Annotated in this window: 17 protein-coding genes; 8 read left to right on the top strand and 9 right to left on the bottom strand. The window is 67.3% G+C overall.

Annotated elements, in window-relative coordinates:
- Positions 1-11: 11 nt before the first annotated feature.
- The 3 genes from hutG to hutI form a co-directional block, all read right to left on the bottom strand.
- A complete protein-coding gene (gene hutG / locus O8I58_RS01365; RefSeq protein ID WP_298320022.1) occupies positions 12-875 on the bottom strand; it encodes an N-formylglutamate deformylase in 864 nt (287 codons plus the stop codon).
- A gap of 190 nt (positions 876-1,065) precedes the next feature.
- Complete coding sequence (gene hutH, locus O8I58_RS01370; protein WP_298320024.1) at positions 1,066-2,607, bottom strand: histidine ammonia-lyase; 1,542 nt, start codon at positions 2,605-2,607, stop codon at positions 1,066-1,068.
- 147 nt (positions 2,608-2,754) lie between these two features.
- Positions 2,755-3,963 carry an imidazolonepropionase gene (gene hutI, locus O8I58_RS01375; RefSeq protein WP_298322622.1) on the bottom strand — a complete coding sequence of 403 codons (1,209 nt, stop codon included), beginning with the start codon at positions 3,961-3,963 and terminating at the stop codon, positions 2,755-2,757.
- A gap of 76 nt (positions 3,964-4,039) precedes the next feature.
- Here hutI and O8I58_RS01380 point away from each other — a divergent pair, with 76 nt between their 5' ends.
- Together O8I58_RS01380 and hutC are read left to right on the top strand one after the other, a co-directional pair.
- Complete coding sequence (locus O8I58_RS01380; protein WP_298322625.1) at positions 4,040-5,407, top strand: formimidoylglutamate deiminase; 1,368 nt, start codon at positions 4,040-4,042, stop codon at positions 5,405-5,407.
- An 82-nt stretch (positions 5,408-5,489) separates the two neighbouring features.
- Positions 5,490-6,218 carry a histidine utilization transcriptional repressor HutC gene (gene hutC / locus O8I58_RS01385; RefSeq protein WP_298320026.1) on the top strand — a complete coding sequence of 243 codons (729 nt, stop codon included), beginning with the start codon at positions 5,490-5,492 and terminating at the stop codon, positions 6,216-6,218.
- 87 nt (positions 6,219-6,305) lie between these two features.
- Here the strand turns inward: hutC and O8I58_RS01390 are convergent, their stop codons facing one another.
- From O8I58_RS01390 to O8I58_RS01400, 3 genes are all read right to left on the bottom strand, one after another.
- On the bottom strand, positions 6,306-6,587 hold the full coding sequence (locus O8I58_RS01390; RefSeq protein WP_298320028.1) for a hypothetical protein: 282 nt from the start codon (positions 6,585-6,587) through the stop codon (positions 6,306-6,308).
- A 225-nt stretch (positions 6,588-6,812) separates the two neighbouring features.
- Positions 6,813-7,796, bottom strand: coding sequence for a restriction endonuclease (locus tag O8I58_RS01395; RefSeq protein WP_298320030.1), 984 nt, complete (start codon positions 7,794-7,796; stop codon positions 6,813-6,815).
- 249 nt (positions 7,797-8,045) lie between these two features.
- Positions 8,046-8,639: a phasin family protein gene (locus tag O8I58_RS01400; protein ID WP_298320032.1), complete on the bottom strand. Its 594-nt coding sequence runs from the start codon at positions 8,637-8,639 to the stop codon at positions 8,046-8,048.
- Positions 8,640-8,833: 194 nt separating this feature from the next.
- Here O8I58_RS01400 and O8I58_RS01405 point away from each other — a divergent pair, with 194 nt between their 5' ends.
- Positions 8,834-9,580, top strand: coding sequence for a DUF8198 family protein (locus O8I58_RS01405; protein WP_298320034.1), 747 nt, complete (start codon positions 8,834-8,836; stop codon positions 9,578-9,580).
- Here O8I58_RS01405 and O8I58_RS01410 read toward each other — a convergent pair.
- On the bottom strand, positions 9,561-9,836 hold the full coding sequence (locus O8I58_RS01410) for a polyhydroxyalkanoic acid system family protein (RefSeq protein WP_298320036.1): 276 nt from the start codon (positions 9,834-9,836) through the stop codon (positions 9,561-9,563). The genes O8I58_RS01405 and O8I58_RS01410 overlap by 20 nt on opposite strands.
- Before the next feature lie 75 nt (positions 9,837-9,911).
- Here O8I58_RS01410 and O8I58_RS01415 point away from each other — a divergent pair, with 75 nt between their 5' ends.
- On the top strand, positions 9,912-10,727 hold the full coding sequence (locus O8I58_RS01415) for an FHA domain-containing protein (RefSeq protein ID WP_298320038.1): 816 nt from the start codon (positions 9,912-9,914) through the stop codon (positions 10,725-10,727).
- Here O8I58_RS01415 and msrQ read toward each other — a convergent pair.
- Together msrQ and msrP are read right to left on the bottom strand one after the other, a co-directional pair.
- Positions 10,666-11,265 carry a protein-methionine-sulfoxide reductase heme-binding subunit MsrQ gene (gene msrQ / locus O8I58_RS01420; RefSeq protein WP_298322628.1) on the bottom strand — a complete coding sequence of 200 codons (600 nt, stop codon included), beginning with the start codon at positions 11,263-11,265 and terminating at the stop codon, positions 10,666-10,668. The two genes, O8I58_RS01415 and msrQ, sit on opposite strands and share 62 nt — an antisense overlap.
- Positions 11,266-11,378: 113 nt before the next feature.
- Positions 11,379-12,347 (bottom strand): protein-methionine-sulfoxide reductase catalytic subunit MsrP, encoded by a 969-nt coding sequence (gene msrP / locus O8I58_RS01425; protein ID WP_298320040.1) that lies wholly within the window; start codon positions 12,345-12,347, stop codon positions 11,379-11,381.
- 197 nt (positions 12,348-12,544) lie between these two features.
- Here msrP and serC point away from each other — a divergent pair, with 197 nt between their 5' ends.
- The 4 genes from serC (at position 12,545) to O8I58_RS01445 (ending at position 17,188) form a co-directional block, all read left to right on the top strand.
- Complete coding sequence (gene serC / locus O8I58_RS01430) at positions 12,545-13,630, top strand: phosphoserine transaminase (protein ID WP_298320042.1); 1,086 nt, start codon at positions 12,545-12,547, stop codon at positions 13,628-13,630.
- A 140-nt stretch (positions 13,631-13,770) separates the two neighbouring features.
- Positions 13,771-14,967, top strand: a complete 1,197-nt coding sequence (gene pheA, locus O8I58_RS01435) for a prephenate dehydratase (RefSeq protein WP_298320044.1) — start codon at positions 13,771-13,773, stop codon at positions 14,965-14,967.
- Positions 14,968-15,080: 113 nt separating this feature from the next.
- Complete coding sequence (gene aroA, locus O8I58_RS01440; RefSeq protein ID WP_298320046.1) at positions 15,081-16,394, top strand: 3-phosphoshikimate 1-carboxyvinyltransferase; 1,314 nt, start codon at positions 15,081-15,083, stop codon at positions 16,392-16,394.
- A gap of 233 nt (positions 16,395-16,627) precedes the next feature.
- On the top strand, positions 16,628-17,188 hold the full coding sequence (locus tag O8I58_RS01445; protein ID WP_298320047.1) for a hypothetical protein: 561 nt from the start codon (positions 16,628-16,630) through the stop codon (positions 17,186-17,188).
- Positions 17,189-17,224 lie beyond the last annotated feature (36 nt).

Here is a 17,224-nt window from a genome sequence, read left to right on the forward strand (position 1 = left end):
CCTTGAATGAATTAGACAGTCCGCACAGGGATGTGTGGGCTTGTTGCGAAGGGATGCGCAGATGTGAAGTGCAGGCAGTCGTCCATCACCTGGCGCAGCACCGCCTGCAGTGCGGCGGCGCGCGCGTCGGTATAGGGCGTGGGCCAGGTGTCGGGCGCGGTGACGGCGGGCTCGTCCATGTAGCCACGGCAGGCCAGTTCCATCTGGATCGAATGCACGCCGCCGTGCGGATCGGCGTGCTTGCGGGTGATCCAGCCACCCTTGAAACGGCCGTTGAGCACGTTGCTGAAACCGCTGGCGGCGCAGCGCGCTTCGACCGCGGTTTGCAGTGCAGGATTGCAGCTGGTGCCGGAGTTCGTGCCGATGTTGAACTGCGGCAACTCCCCATCGAACAGATGCGGGATGTGCGAGCGGATCGAATGCGCGTCGTACACCACGATGTGCGCATGCCGTGCGCGCAGGCGGGCTATCTCCGCATCCAGCGCCTGGTGATACGGATGGAACCAGGTGTAGGTGCGGCGTTCGATTTCCTTCTCGTCCGGCGTCAGCCCATCGCGATACAGCGGCTGGTCATCGAAGGTGGTGACCGGGCACAGGCCGGTGGTGTTCTGGCCCGGATACAGCGACACGCCGGACGGATCGCGGTTGACGTCGATCACCGAGCGGCTGATCGACGTGCGCACCGTGGTGGCGCCCAATGCACGGACGAAGTCATAGAGCTGGTGCACGTGCCAGTCGGCATCGCGACGGGCCAGCCACGGCGAGACGAACTGGCCTTCCAACTCCGCTGGCAGGTCGGTGCCGGTATGCGGAAAGCTGATGATCAGCGGCGCCTCGCCGCGATGGATTTGCAGCCAGTCATGGACCTGGTTCATGCGTGGCTGCTCCAGTCCATGCGATGCACTTTGACCTCATCATCCCCGCGCAGGCGGGGATCCATGGACTTTCGCAATGTACCGACAGACGTCCATGGGTTCCCGCGTTCGCGGGAACGACGGAAGTACCTTCCGCTTGCACGTGAATGACGCGCAAAAGCGGATCGCGCCTGGCAGTGAAGCCAGGCAATCACGACAGGCTGCCGGCGCTGGGCAGGGCGTGACCGGTGGCCTTGGCCAGATCCCCGGAGCGCACCAGCGTGGTGGCGGCGACCATGTCCGGATGGAAATAGCGGTCGTCCTGCAGCGTCGGCACCTGCGCGCGCAGCAACGCGCGCGCGGCTTCCAGCGAGGCGCTGGAGTGCAGCGGCGTGTGGAAATCGCAGCCCTGGCCGGCGGCCAGCAGCTCGATGCCGACCACGTTCGCCGCGTTCTCGGCCATCGCCAGCAGCCGGCGCGCGCCGTGTGCGGCCATCGATACGTGGTCTTCCTGGTTGGCTGAAGTCGGGATCGAATCGACGCTGGCCGGATACGCGCGCTGCTTGTTCTCCGACACCAGTGCCGCGGCGGTGACCTGCGGAATCATGAAGCCCGAGTTCAGCCCCGGCTTGGGCGTCAGGAACGCAGGCAGGCCCGACAGCGCCGGGTCGACCAGCATCGCGGTGCGGCGTTCGCTGATCGAACCGATCTCGCACACGGCCATGGCCAGCATGTCGGCGGCGAAGGCGACCGGTTCGGCGTGGAAGTTGCCGCCGCTCAGCGCCTCGCCGGTGTCGGTGAACACCAGTGGGTTGTCGGACACACCGTTGGCTTCGGTTTCCAGCGTGCGCGCGGCCTGGCGCATGACGTCCAGGGCCGCGCCCATGACCTGCGGCTGGCAGCGCAGGCAGTACGGATCCTGCACGCGCACGTCGCCTTCGCGATGCGATTCGCGGATGGCGCTTCCGGCCATCAGCCCGCGCAATGCATCGGCGACCGCGATCTGTCCGGGCTGGCCGCGCAGCGCGTGGATGCGCGGATCGAACGGCGTATCCGAGCCTTTGGCCGCTTCTACCGATAGCGCGCCGGCAACCAGTGCCGCCTGGAATACCGCTTCGATCTCGAACAGGCCGGCCAGCGCGTAGGCCGTCGAATACTGGGTGCCGTTGAGCAGGGCCAGGCCTTCCTTCGCGCCGAGGGTCAGTGGCGACAGGCCGACGCGCGCCAGCGCTTCGGCGGCGGGCAGGCGTTCGTCGCCGATGAAGGCTTCGCCCACGCCGATCATCACCGTGGCCATGTGCGACAGCGGCGCCAGGTCGCCGGAGGCGCCGACCGAACCCTGGCAAGGCACCACCGGCATCACGTCGTGCTGCAGCAGCGCGGCCAGCAGCGCCAGCGTGGCCGGCTTCACGCCCGAGGCGCCCTGGGCCAGGCTGACCAGTTTGAGCGCCAGCATCAATCGCACGACCGGCACCGGCATCGGTTCGCCCACGCCGGCGGCGTGCGACAGCACGATATTGCGCTGCAGGGTTTCCAGGTCTTCGCGCTCGATCCGCACGCTGGCCAGCTTGCCGAAGCCGGTGTTGATGCCGTAAACGGGCGCGCCCTTGGCGACGATGGCATCGACGGTCTGCGAGCTGCGCAGCACCGCGTCGGCGCAGGCCGGGTCCAGCTGCACACGGGCGCCGCGATAGACGGCGCGCCATTGCGCCAGGCTGACCGCGCCGGGGCGCAGCAGGACGGAATCGCTCATGGGTGTACTCCGAAGATCATGTGGGTGTTGCCTGGCAATGAGGATCGCGGACGACCCGTAGAGCGGAGCTTGCTCCGCTGGGGCTTTCCCGACGTCCGATCGGATAGCAGCGGAGCAAGCTCCGCTCTACAAAGCGCAATGCGCGTGTCACGCATCGCGCCCATGGCGGACGCGTGCGTGCAGCGGGTTGAAGCCCATGCGGTAGACCAGGTCGGCCGGGGCTTCGATGTCCCAGATCGCCAGGTCGCAGTCGAAGCCTGCGCGCAGCCGGCCCAGGCGATCCTGTCGACCCAGTGCCCGTGCGGCTTCGCGGGTGAAGCCGGCGATGCATTCGGACACGGTCATGCGGAACAGGGTGGCGGCCATGTTCATCGCCAGCAGCGGGCTGGTCAGCGGCGAGGTGCCTGGATTGCTGTCGGTGGCCAGGGCCAGCGGAACGCCAGCCTCGCGCAGCTGCTGGATCGGTGGCGCCAGTGTGTCGCGGGTGAAGTAGAACGCGCCCGGCAGCAGCACCGCGACCGTGCCGGCGGCAGCCATCGCCGCGATGCCTTCAGCATCCAGGTGTTCGATGTGATCGGCCGAGAGTGCACCGTGGCGCGCAGCGAGCGCGGCGCCATGCTGGTTGGACAGCTGCTCGGCGTGGATCTTCACTCGCAGCCCATGCGCTTTGGCGGCGACGAAGACCTGTTCGGCTTGTGCGGTGCTGAAGGCGATGGTTTCACAGAACACGTCCACCGCTTCGGCCAATCCCTGGGCGGCGACCGTCGGAATCATCTGCATGCAGACCTGGTCGATGTAGGCCTGTGCGTCCTCGCCCGGCGGCACTGCATGGGCGCCCAGGAAGGTCGGCACCACTTCGACATCGCGCAGTTCGCCCAGGCGTCGTGCGACGCGCAGCTGCTTGCGCTCATCGTCCAGGGTCAGGCCGTAGCCGGACTTGATCTCGAGGGTGGTCACGCCTTCGGCCAGCATCGCGTCCAGGCGCGGCAGGCTTGCGGCGATGAGCGCGTCCTCGTCGGCCGCACGCGTGGCGCGCACGGTGGAGACGATGCCGCCACCCGCGCGGGCGATGTCGGCATAGCTCACACCGCGCAGGCGCTGTTCGAACTCATTGGCGCGGTTGCCGGCATAGACCAGGTGGGTATGGCAGTCGATCAGGCCGGGACTGATCCAGCGGCCTGCGCAGTCGATGCGCCGTGCAACGTCCAGCGTCGTGGGAAGGTCGCGAGCCGGGCCTGCGTAGACGATCCGGCCATCGCATGCGGCGACCACGCCATCGTGGATTTCACCCAGTCCGCCATCGGCAGCGTCGAGTGTGATCAGCTGGGCGTCGTGCCAGAGCGTGTCGCAGCGCATGGGCATCAGGGATGGGTGGACGGGTATTTGTCTATACAATACGAGTGAGAATGCGAAGGTGTCCAGTCGCTTGGAAATGAAGATGACCGACGTGCGGTTCTGGATTGAACATGCCTTGCTCCCGCAGGGTTGGGTGCGCGATGTGCGACTGCAGGTCAGCGCAGGGCGCATCGTCGGGGTGATGCCGGGGGCGGTGCCCGAACACGGCGACGTGCGCCTGAAGATCGGCGTGCCGGGCCTGGGCAACCTGCACAGCCATGCGTTCCAGCGCGGCATGGCCGGGCTGGCGGAGATCGGCGGGGCCAGCGGCGACAGCTTCTGGACCTGGCGCGAGCTGATGTACACCTTCCTGCACCGGCTCGACCCGGACAGCTTCCAGGCCATCGCTGAGCAGGCTTACATGGAGATGCTGGAAGCCGGCTTCACCCGCGTCGGCGAATTCCATTACCTGCATCACCAGCCTGATGGCGCGCGGTACGACCGGCCGGCCGAGATGTCCGCGCGCGTCGCGGCGGCCGCGCACGCGACCGGGATCGGCCTGACCTTGTTGCCGGTGTTCTACGCCCACGCCGATTTCGGTGGCGCGCCGCCCAATCCGGCGCAGCGTCGGCTGATCCACGATGTGGACGGCTTTGCCCGCCTGCTGGACGACGCATCGCGCGCGGTCGCGTCGCTTGGCGATGCGGTGCTCGGCATCGCGCCGCACAGCCTGCGCGCGGTCACGCCGGAGGAGTTGAATGTCCTGGTGCCGCTGACTGCCGGCCCGGTCCATATTCACATCGCCGAGCAGACCCGTGAAGTCGACGCCTGCCTGGCCTGGTCCAGCCAGCGCCCGGTGCAATGGCTCTACGACCATGCGCCGGTCGATGCGCGCTGGTGCCTGGTGCACGCCACGCACGTCGATCCGGCCGAAGTGGCGGCGATGGTCGCCAGCCAGGCCGTGGTCGGCCTGTGCCCGATCACCGAAGCGAATCTGGGTGACGGCATCTTCCCGATGCAGGCGTTCGCGCAGGCGGGCGGGCGCTTCGGCGTGGGTTCGGATTCCAACGTGCTGATCGACGCGGCCGAGGAACTGCGCCTGCTCGAATACGGCCAGCGTCTGGTCGCGCGCGGGCGCAACGTGCTGGCGCGTGGCGATGGGGTATCCAGCGGACGCTGGCTGTATCAGGGTGCGTTGGACGGCGCGGCGCAGGCGCTGGGGGGTGAAGCAGGCCTGGTGGTCGGGGCATCGGCGGATCTGGTCGAACTCGATGCCGGCCACGCTGCGATGACGGCACGCAGTGGCGATGCCTGGCTGGACAGCTGGCTCTTCGCCGCGCGCCGTGGCGCGGTCAAGGCCGTCTGGCGGGCAGGGCGGCAGGTCGTCAGCGAAGGACGCCATCGCCACCGCGAGGCCATCGCCGCGCGTTACGCCGCCGTGCTGCACAAGGTGCTGGGCGCATGAGTGGTTGTGGTCGGCCTGCGATATCGTCCAGGCGTCTGCGTCATGCTGGCGTGGGCAGGCTGCAACCAGGAAAGCAACACGCATGAGCAACAGCGGGGCGATGCCGCTCAACCAGCGGATCCGCGGCGACATCGAAGGCAACATCCGCAGCGGCGCCTGGCCACCGGGCCATCGCATTCCGTCCGAACACGCGTTGATGGTCGAGTACGGCTGCTCGCGGATGACGGTGAACAAGGTGCTGGCGATGCTGGCCGATGCGGGGATGATCGAGCGCCGCCGCCGCGCCGGTTCATTCGTGTCGCGTCCGCATCCGCACATCGAACAGGTGGCGCTGGAGATCCCTGATATCCCGATCGTGGTCGCCGCGCGCGGCCACGTCTACGGCTACCGGCTGTTGCAGCGACAGCTGCGCAAGTCCCGTGCCGGCCACCCGCAGGAGCACGAACTGGGCAGCCAGGACCGGTTGCTGGCGCTGCAATGCCTGCATCTGGCCGATGGCCGGCCGCTGGCGCTGGAACAGCGGGTGATCGACGTGGCCACCGTGCCGGAGGCGTTGCAGCAGGACTTCGGCGTGCTGGCGCCGGGCAGCTGGTTGCTGCGTACCGTGCCGTGGACGCGCGCGCAGCACAGGATCAGCGCGGTCAATGCCGATGCCACGCAGAGCGCTGCGCTGGCGGTGGCAGTCGGCACCGCGTGCCTGGTCATCGACCGCCATACCTGGCGCGGCGAACAGCCGGTGACCTATGTACGGCAGGTGTTCCTCGGCGAGGCCTATGACCTGGTGGCGCGGTTCGCGCCTGGGTTGCGCTGAGCCGCAGGCGGAAGGAACGGGCTTGGGATAGCGCGACGCCGCCCGCAGGCGGCGTTGTCACGGTTGCGGTGCATCGGCGGCGTGGCCTCAGGCCAGCACGGACAGGATGGTGCCGACCGTGCCGATCGCTGCCAGCACCTTGCCGGCGGTATAGAACTTGTTCTGTTCTTCCTTGGGTTTCTCGATCGTGGGGTCGTCCAGCCCGAGCGCACCGCTGACCATCGAATGCACGGCCTGCAGGCTGCCTCCCTCGCTTTGGCTGGTGGCTTCCGCCTCATCGGCCTTGGCGACGTTCTTGTCGCCCTCCACCTTCGGGGTGGGGCGATTGGCAAGGGCGGCGCTGCTGCTGCCGACGCTGCTGATGGCCATCTGGACGTGCTCCGTAATCAGTTACCTATCAAGTTAACGGCGGGGCTGACAGGAAATTGAGGCCCTATTCGGGGTTTCACGGACTGACACAGCCTCCCTCGTAGAGCCGAGCTTGTTCGGCTGCTCTCCGGCTGGATCATCGGGAAAGCCCCGGCGGAGTCCCCAAGACGGGGTTGAAACAAGTTCCGCGCTACAGGTATGGAGCGCAGGGAGGCATGGGTCGAATCAATGGTGCCCGGTCGGCGGCACGGCCAGTGGCGCGGCTTCGCACTGGCGCCAGCGCACGCGCTCGTTGCTGTCCGGTGCCGGATTGAGCTGGATCCGCGAGAGCGTCAGCTCCGGATGCTTGGCCAGCTCGGCACAGACCGTGGCCATGACCGCGGCTTCGCTGGCGAGCATGTCCACCGACAGCGTCGAACCCGAAATCCACATCGGCTGGCGCAGGCCGCCCGCCTTGGCCAGGGCCTTGGCGACCTGGCTGCGCTGCTGGGCCAGTTCCTGCTCGGTGACTGGTTCGGCGGGCATCGGGATCGTCGGCGTCGTGGCCGCTGGCGGCGGGGCGACCGGTGCCACCGTGGGTGCCACCGTCGAGGCCTGCTGCACGGACGGCACGGCTTCGGTCACGGGAAGGAGCGTGGTGACCAGCACGCCAGTCAGCAGGGCCAGGATCCAGCACAGGCCGATGCGCCGGCGCGCATGCAGGTTGGCCTGGCCGACGATGCGCTGGGTGATGGCGCTGTCCAGCATCGGCTTCACTTCATGCCACAGCCTGGCCCCGTCGAGGACTTCGACGCTGGAACGCTCGGCCTTGTCGCGGCCAGTGGCATCGACCACGCCCTCGGTGGCCAGGATGGCGCGGTGCGCGCCACGCAGGCGCGCTTCGGAAGCCAGTTCGTCGATGGCGACCGAGCCGATGCGATAGGCGGTGCCGTGCTTGCAGCTGAGCAGCCAGTGTTTGCCCTGGGCATCGCCCAGCAGGAAGCTCGGATGCTGGTTGCGGACATCTTCCGGTTCGAACGACAGGCGTTCCAGCCCGCGCAGCTGCAGCGAAGACAGCACAAGCCGCGAGAAGTCGCGCCAACGCATGGCGGCCAGCGCCAGCAGGCCGGCCGAGGTTTCATCGATCCGGCGCCGAAGCACCCACAGGTAGAACGTTGCAGCAAGACCAAGCGCCAGGGCGACGAGGGTTCCGATCAGCCAGGACGGCATGTTGAACTTTTCCAGTAAAACGCGGGGAGGGAGTTTAGTGCGTGCCGAGGATTTTGAGGTGCGCTGCGTTGGTTTTCAGCGATGTGGGTGACGCATGGCGCCGTGTTGCACGCATTGCCAAGGTGGCTGATGCGCGCGTTGTCCCGGCGCATCACCGGCCAGCCCGCATGCATCTCCAGATCCACGGCATGTTCATGGAAAACGTCTCCGGACGAGGTGTTGCGCACCGGGCCCACGTCAGCCCCTTGGTCAGGTCGAGGCCGGCTTGCGGCCTGGCTTCCCGCTGGCACGCACCGGGGCCTTCTTGACGGCGCGCTTCACGGCTTTGCGTGGCGCTGCCTTCTTCGCGGTCGTTTTCCTGGCGGGCGCACCGGGGGCGCTGGCCGGAGCCTTGCGGCTTGCAGTTTTCCGGGTCGCAGTCTCGGGTGCCGGGGGCGCGTTGTGTTTGCGCAGCTGGTCGTTGAGTGCGTCGATCCGGTCGATCAGTGCGCCGAGTTCGCGCCGGGTCGGGACTTCCAGCGATTTCAGCGCGCCCTGCACATTCGCGCGGAAGGCTTGGTCAACCTTGCCAAGGGTGTCGCGCGCGCCTTGGACGGTGTCGTCCAGGGCATCGCGCAGCTTGCCTGCACCAGCACCGGCGCGTTGCTCGACGCGGCTTCCTTCCTTGACCAGGGTGTCGAACAGTTGGGTGCCCTGGGTCTGGGCGCGGCTGAAGGCGCCGACGCCAGCCAGCCAGATCTGCTGGGCCGATTCGCCCAGGGTCTGCTGCAGCCGTTCAGCCTGCTGCTGCAATGAAGGTTCGGATGCGGAATTGCGCTTGCCTGCGGTCTTCTTCGTGGCCATGGGGTGCCTCCGGATCGGATGGAATGCCCGAGATCGGGCTTCGCCGGCAGTGTCCCTGCCATTGGGTGAGCGCGATGTCACCGTGCCGCCGCTGGATGGATCGACAGGCGCGCGCTTGCAGGGCCGCTTGCCGCGGGCCGATCATGCCGAGCATGGCGCGAGGCACTCCCATTCCTGCACGTCTTGCCCGGCGCTTGTCCTGGCACCAGGCGCTGCATGACCCGCAGCGCGAGCCGCGCAATGCCTCGCGCTGGCTTTCGCCGCTGCGGCAGTGGCAGGCCAGGCGCGTCGAACACAGCTTCGGCCATTTCCTCGAAGACCCGCAGCGCCACGACGCGGCGATGTTCTTCCTGTCCGAGGTCTACGGCGACCACGACTTCAGCCGGCGCGATGCCAGCGTGGCCAGGATCGTGCCGACGATGCAGAAGCTGCTGCCGGCCTCGGTGCTGGGGACCCTGGCAGACGCGATCGAACTGGATGCGCTGACCCATGCGCTGGACCTGCGCATGGCCGGCGCGCTGGAATCCCTGGCGCCGCGGCGCAAGACCCTGGACCAGGCGCTGTACGCGCAGGCCTATCGACAGGTGGGCCTGCGACGGCTGCGCCTGCACCAGATCGCGCTGATCGTGCGGGTCGGTGCGGGGCTGGCGCAGGCCGTGCGCCTGCCCGGCGTGTCGATGCTGCTGCGGCTTTCGCGTGGGCCGGCCAGGGCGACCGGGTTGGCTGATCTGCAGGGATTCCTGGAGCGCGGCTTTGCGGCCTTCGCGCTGCTGGGCGACGCAGGCACGTTCCTGCACGAGATCCAAACCAGCGAGCGGGCCAGTGCCGGGCGGTTGTTCGCCGGCAAGCCGGATCCGTTCGGGCTGGGGGCGCCAGCCAAACCGGCCGCCGCGAAGCGACCGGCGACGAAACGGCCTGCGGTCAGGCGAACCGCTCGCTGAGCACGCGGCGGATTTCCGACTCGATCGGGCCCTTCATGGCCGACATCAGGAAGCCCAGTTCGGCGGTGACGTGCAGGGCATCGGGCTGCATGGCGATGCGGCCATCGACGCCGGCACCGTTGAAAGCCAGTGTGTCGCCATCCCAGTGGTGGTCCACGCCGAAGCGGCTGGACAGCTTGCTGGCCACTTCCTCGAGTGCCGCGCGGGTCTGTTCGGGCGTCTTGGTGTTGGGGTGCTGGATTTCGATGCGGGACATGGCGGCTGCTGTGCGAAAGAAAGTAGTGGTGCATTGTGCGCAGGCAGGGCGCGGGGCGCCAAGCGTGGGTGCTGCATGCTAGGCTCGCGCCGCGTGCAGAACCTCAGTCTCCATTTCCCCCAGGGCCGAACGGCCGACCGTGCATTGGGCACCGGTGTCCACCGCATCGTGCGCGAAGCCAGTGGCACGATCGGCGTGGGCGATGCCGTGCCCGGCGCACTGCTGGTGCAGTTTTGCCTGGACCGTCGCGGCCTGTGGCTGCAAGTGCCGTCGGGCATGCGCGGCATCCACGTCAACGGTCGCCCGGTCCGGCGCATGGCCATGCTGCGCCCTGGCGATGCGGTCTACGCCGATGGCGTGGAAGTGCTGGTACGCGGCCAGGCCTCGACCAATACGCCCCATGCCGCGCCGCGCAGTGGCGAATCCGATCCGCGCGTCGTGTTGCGTGGCATTGGTGGGCGTCATCACGGCCGTGCGTTCCCGATTGAATCCGGTTGCGTGGTCGGTGCCTCGCGCGAGGCCGACATCCGCGTCGAGGCCCCGCACATCGGCCAGCAGCATGCGCGGCTGAGCCTGCATGGCGGCGGCGTGGTGTTGCGTCACCACGATGGCGCGGTGACCAGCGTGGTCAACGGCATTCCGGTGCATGAAGCCATGTTGGGCGCGGGCGACCAGGTCGCGTTCGACCCGCAGTCGCGCTTCGTGGTGGAAATCCCGTGGGCGCAGCTGGAGGCGGACAAATCGATGGCCGCCGACGAGGGCGAAACCGAAGTCGCGCTCCAGGCCGAAAAGCCTTCGGGCGCGTCGTTCAAGCGCTGGCCCTGGCTGCTTATTGCGGCCGCGGGGCTGGCCGGGCTGTTGTCGCTGCTGCTGCTGTTCGGCGCCGGCTGAGCGATTTCCAGGCGCGCCAACCCAGCAGCACGGCCAGGATGCCGGCATAGAGCATCGGCTCGCGGATGTCGGACTTCACCAGCCACCAGAAATGCAGCACGGCCAGCACGCCGATGGCGTAGATGGCCTTGTGCAGCTTGCCCCAGTTGCGGCCCAGCCGGCGGATCCAGCCGGTGGTCGAGGTGATCGCCAGCGGCACCAGCAGCAGCCAGGCGGTGAATCCCACGGTGATGTACGGGCGCTTGACGATCTCGGCGAAGATCTGGGTCCAGTAGCCACGCAGGTCCAGCCCGAGATAAGCGCCCAGGTGCAGGGTCGCGTAGGCGAAGGCGTACAACCCCAGCATCCGGCGGAAGCGGAGGAATTCGGCCCGTCCGGTGAGCTGGCGCAGCGGCGTCATCACCAGGCAGATCAGCACGAACCGCAGCGCCCATTGGCCGGTGAAGTGTTCGACCGCGGCGATCGGATCGGCGCCGAGTGCGTCGCTGCCGGTCTGCCACACCGCCCAGAAGCGCCAGCCCAGCAGGGCCAGCGGCATCAGGCACAGCAGGTGGACCACCGCCTTGGCGGCGACCAGCCAGGCGGGCGTCTTGGGTTTGGGGCGGGTTGGTCGGGGGCGTGCGGCAGGGGTAGGGGCAGGGCGCTCGGCACTCAGAACCATTTGTGCAGGTCCATCCCGCTGTACATCGAGGCGACCTGGTCGGCGTAGCCATTGAACATGCGCGTTTCGATGCGCTCGGCGAACAGCTTGCTGGCATTGCCCGCGATCCGGCGCTCGGTCTTCTGGCTCCAGCGCGGATGGTCGACCTGCGGGTTGACGTTGGAGAAGAACCCGTACTCGCTGGGCTGCAGGTCATGCCAGGCGGTTTCCGGCATCTTCTCGACGAACCTGATCTCCACGATCGACTTGATGCTCTTGAAGCCGTACTTCCATGGCACCACCAGCCGCAGCGGCGCACCGTTCTGTTGCGGCAACGCCTTGCCGTACAGGCCGGTGGCCAGGAACGCCAGCGGGTTCATCGCTTCGTCCATGCGCAGGCCCTCGCGGTAGGGCCAGTTGATCGAGCGGTAGCGGATGCCTGGCATCTGCTGCGGATCGGCCAAGGTGGTGAAGGCCACGTACTTGGCCTTGGAGGTCGGCGCGAACTGCTTGAGTACCGCTGCGAGCGGAATGCCGATCCATGGGATCACCATCGACCAGCCTTCCACGCAGCGCAGGCGATAGATGCGCTCCTCGGCCGGGGCGGCCTTGAGGATGTCTTCCAGGTTGACCTTGCCGGGCTTGTCGCATTCGCCAGACACGGTGACCGTCCATGGCGAGGTCTTGAGCGTCTTGGGCGCGCGCGAAGGATCGGTCTTGTCGGTGCCGAATTCGTAGAAGTTGTTGTAGCTGGTGACGTCTTCCAGCCTGGTCAACTCCTCGGTGGTGCGGAAGCCGGACCTGGCCTGTTCCGGGGTGACCACGGCCTGGGGTGCGGCAGGCGGATCGGCATCGGCACAACCGGCCAGGGCCAGCGCGGGTGCAGCGGCCATCAGCCGGAACAGATCGCGCCGCCCGCGGTAGATGGCTTCATCGGTGACCTGGTGGTCCTTGATCTTCAGGGCGTCGCGAATGGACACGGGGTTCTCCTGTGAAAGTCACAATGGCAACCAATTGGACGTGCAAAGCGCCGGAAAATTCCCTGCTCCTGCGACTTTTCCATCCTTACGCCGCCGCATTCCATCCCGGTTACGCAAATCGCGTCAGCGCGGATGCAGGCGCGGGCGTTTGCCGATTCAGGCTGCGGCATACTATGCGCCCCCTGAAAGAGGCTGCCATGGCACGCGTCCACAACTTCAGCGCCGGCCCTGCGGCACTGCCCGAAGCCGTCCTGCGCCAGGCGCAGTCCGAAATGCTGGAATGGAATGGCGTGGGGGCCTCGATCGTCGAGATCAGCCACCGCAGCGCGGAGTTCATGGAAGTGGCCGCCAAGGCCGAAGCCGACCTGCGTACGCTGGTCGGCATCCCCGACGACTACGCGGTGCTGTTCCTGGCCGGTGGCGCGACCACCCAGCAGGCGCTGCTGGCGCTGAACTTCGCCAGCCCCGGCCAGACCGTGGATTACGTGGTGTCCGGCCACTGGGGCAAGACCGCGATCAAGCAGGTCAAGGATTACGTGAACGTGCACGTGGCCGCGACCAGCGAGGCCGGCGGCTTCACCGATATCCCGGCGCGCGACACCTGGCAGTTGTCGGCCGATGCGGCCTACGTGCACATCACCGCCAACGAGACCATCCACGGTGTCGAGTTCCGCGGCACGCCGGAGGTGGGCGCAGTGCCACTGTTCGCCGACTTCTCCTCCTCGATTGCATCCGAGCCGGTCGATGTGTCCAAGTACGGCGTGATCTACGCCGGGGCGCAGAAGAACCTCGGTCCTGTCGGCGTGGCGGTGGTCATCGTGCGCCGCGACCTGCTGGAACGTGCCGGCCAGCCGCGTGCGGACATCTTCGACTACCGCTCGCATGTCGCGCGCGACTCGATGCTCAACACCCCGCCGACCTGGAACTGGTATCTGGCCGGATTGATGTTCCGCTGGATGCTGGACGAAGGTGGCGTCACCGAATTCGCCAAACGCAGCGCGGCCAAGTCCGGGCTGGTGTACGGCGCCATCGACGGCTCGGGCGGGTTCTATCGCAATGATGTCGTGCCGGGCGCGCGTTCGCGGATGAATATCCCGTTCTTCCTGCCGGACGACACGTTGACCGCGCGCTTCGTGGCCGAATCCAAGGCCGCCGGCCTGTTGGCGCTGAAGGGCCACAAGGCCGTCGGTGGCCTGCGTGCGTCGCTGTACAACGCGCTGCCGGTGTCCGGCGCGCAGGCGCTGGTGGATTTCATGCGCGACTTCCAACAGCGCAACGGCTGATACCGCTTGATGTGAGATCTGCCCTGGCGGCGGAGACCTGACCGGTAAAGCCTCGCCGCTGTTGTCCGGGCTCCATCAACACCGCCGCATCGCTGGCTTCTTTCATTGCCCCCTGCATTTCGCTTCATGGATCACCGCGAATGACCAAGAAAACCTCCAAGCCTGCTCCCGCCAAGACCGCCTCGGCGTCCAAGGTCGCCAAACCCAAACCTGCCGCCAAGCAGGCCAAGGCCAAGGCGCCGGTGCCGGAAGCGCCCACGTTCAACCTGGCCGAAGTGCGCAGCCGCATCGACAGCATCGACCGCGAGATCCAGGCCTTGATCGCCGAGCGTGCGAGCTTCTCGCTGCAGGTTGGCAAGGCCAAGGGCAAGCTGGCCGCCGCGGTGGATTACTACCGTCCCGAGCGCGAGGCGCAGGTGTTGCGCATGGTGGTGGACCGCAACGAAGGTCCGCTGTCGGATGAGCTGCTGGTGCACATCTTCCGCGAGATCATGTCCTCCAGCCTGGCCCTGCAGGAGCCGCTGAAGATCGGCTACCTCGGCCCGGAAGGCACCTTCAGCCAGCAGGCCGTGCTCAAGCACTTCGGCCGCTCGGCGCTGGGCCTGCCGATGGCCAGCATCGAGGAAGTCTTCCAGGAAGTGGAAAGCGGCAGTGCCGATTTCGGCGTGGTGCCGGTGGAAAACTCGGGGCAGGGCACGATCCAGATCACGCTGGACATGTTCCTGACCTCCAATCTGAAGATCTGCGGCGAAGTGGAACTACGCGTGCAGCAGTACCTGATGTCGCGCAGCGGCCGGATCGAGGACATCGAGCGCGTCTACGCCCATCCGCAGTCCTTCATGCAGACCGCTGGCTGGCTGCGTTCCAACCTGGCCAAGGCCGAGAAGGTGCCGGTGTCCAGCAATGCCGAGGGCGCACGTCGCGCCCGTGGCAGCGATGACGCCGCGGCCATCGGTGGCGAGAGCGCGGTGCATGCCTATGGCCTGAAGAAGGTCGTGACTGGCCCGATCCAGGACGACAAGGACAACACCACGCGTTTCCTGGTGGTGGGCCGGCAGATCTTCCCGCCGTCGGGCCACGACCGCACCTCGGTGCTGGTGTTCATCCACGACAAGCCTGGTGCGCTGTTCGACGTGCTCAGTCCGTTCGCGCGCCATGGCATCAGCATGAACCGGATCGAGTCGCGTCCCAGCCACCACGCCAAGTGGGAATACGGCTTCTTCATCGACCTGGCCGGCCATATCGAGGACGAAGCGATGAAGCTGGCCCTGGCCGAGCTGAAGGCCCATTCGGCGCAGATCAAGGTGCTGGGCAGTTATCCGGTGGCCGTGCCGTAAGCCCACTTTTTGTAGAGCGGAGCTCGCTCCGCTGCTCTTCGTGGCGTTCTCCATGCCATTCCTTTGCACCGGCTGCCGGCTAACCGGCGGCGTATGAAAAAGATGACCGCCCCATGACCAATACCCAAGACTGGATTGCCTCGCCCGGAACCCCGCTGCGCGGCACGCTGGAGATTCCCGGCGACAAGTCGGTTTCGCACCGCGCCATCATGCTGTCGGCGCTGGCCGACGGCACCAGCCAGATCGATGGTTTCCTGGAAGGCGAGGACACCCGCGCCACCGCCGCGATCTTCGCGCGGCTGGGCGTGCAGATCGAAACGCCGTCGGCCTCGCGTCGCATCGTCCATGGCGTGGGCATCGATGGCTTGAAGGCCGCCGATGGCCCGCTGGACTGCGGCAACGCCGGCACCGGCATGCGCCTGATCGCCGGGGTGCTGGCCGCGCAGGCATTCGACAGCACCCTGGTCGGCGATGCTTCGCTGACCAAGCGGCCGATGCGCCGCATCACCGATCCGCTGGCCCTGATGGGCGCGAAGATCGACACGCAGGAAGGCGGCGTGCCGCCGCTGCACATCCACGGCACCACGGCGCTGACCGGCATCGACTTCACCCCGCCGGTGGCCAGCGCGCAGATCAAGTCCTGCGTGCTGCTGGCCGGGCTGTTCGCGCAGGGCGAGACCATCGTGCGCGAACCGCACCCGACCCGTGACTACACCGAGCGCATGCTCGCCGCGCTGGGCGTGGACATCGAATTCTCGCCCGGCTATGCGCGCCTGCGCGGCGGCCAGCGGCTCAAGGCCGGCGACATCGTGGTGCCGGCGGACTTCTCGTCGGCAGCGTTCTTCCTGGTCGCTGCCAGCATCGTGCCGGGCAGCGAACTGCGCCTGCGCCAGGTTGGCCTGAACCCGCGTCGCACCGGCTTGCTGCACGCGCTGCGCCTGATGGGCGCGGACATCACCGAAGAGAATGCCGGCGTCCATGGCGGCGAATCGGTCGCCGACCTGGTCGTGCGTTACGCGCCGCTCAAGGGCATCGAAGTCCCGCTGGAGCTGGTGCCGGACATGATCGACGAGTTCCCCGCGTTGTTCATCGCCGCGGCCTGTGCGCAGGGCCCGACCGTGGTGCGTGGCGCGGCCGAACTGCGGGTCAAGGAATCCGACCGCCTGGCCGCGATGGCCAATGGCCTGCGCGCGCTGGGCCTGCAGATCGACGAGACCGAAGACGGTGCGACCATCCATCCCGGTCCGATGCACGCCGGCAGCATCGACAGCCATGGCGACCACCGCATCGCGATGGCTTTCGCCATTGCCGCGCAGCGCTGCACCGGCCAGATCCGCATTGGTGACATCGCCAACGTGGCCACTTCGTTCCCCGGTTTCGATGCGCTGGCGCGTGGGGCAGGGTTCGGTCTGCGCGAACCAGTCTGATTCGGGCGGTTCATCACGGAAGAAATCTGATTCCGTGCGTGAAATTGCCTTGCTTGGTTTCGCAATTCCGGGGTTCTGCGGTCCGCGTCGGCCTGTTGGTACCGCGCCGCGGGATTGCCGGTCTTTTCCGCACCCTGCATGCTTGCTGCTGAAACAGGGGGAGTGGAACGATGTTTGCTGGTCTTGACTGGATGAACGGGTCGCCGGAAGCATGGGCGGCTTGGACGCAGGCGGTGTTTTCCGTGCTGGCCATCTGCGTGGCGATCGTGGTGCCGTGGCGTTACCGCCGTCGCCAGCACAAAGCCGAAGCGGCGCTGGAGCGCCTCAAGGCGCGCAGCCTGGCGTTGCTGGCCACTGGGGCCTGCAAGCAGGTCGTCGATGGCGTTGGCGAAGTGCTCGAACTCAAGGGTGCCGGCACCCACGCGATCTTTTTCGGAGAAGCCGCCCGGCGTGCCGCCAAGGTGCCGGAGGAACTGCGACGGTTGATCCCGCAACTCCCGATGCTTGGCCGCAATGGCGCCTTGTTGCAGGACCTGATCCTGGTGCTACAGGGGATTGAGTCCATGCAGCACGCGTTCGACCGGAAGGGCGTCGGCCATCTGCGTGATCCGGACGACGCGTTCCCCTTCATTGGTGAGCAGTTCGAACTGGCCATGCGCCTGGCCGAGGAAATCGAACTGCGGTTGAGCAACCTGTTCGACATGCGCCCACTGGATGGACTCGACCTGGCACCGTCCCTGGCCGCCCCGGACCGGCACCGGCGCCAGCAGGCGGCCGGTGTGCGCCAGGATTGAGTCGAGCGCGCCGATCCACACAGCGTTGCGTTCACA

This window comes from Pseudoxanthomonas sp., from assembly GCF_027498035.1.
Classification (GTDB): Bacteria; Pseudomonadota; Gammaproteobacteria; order Xanthomonadales; family Xanthomonadaceae; genus Pseudoxanthomonas_A.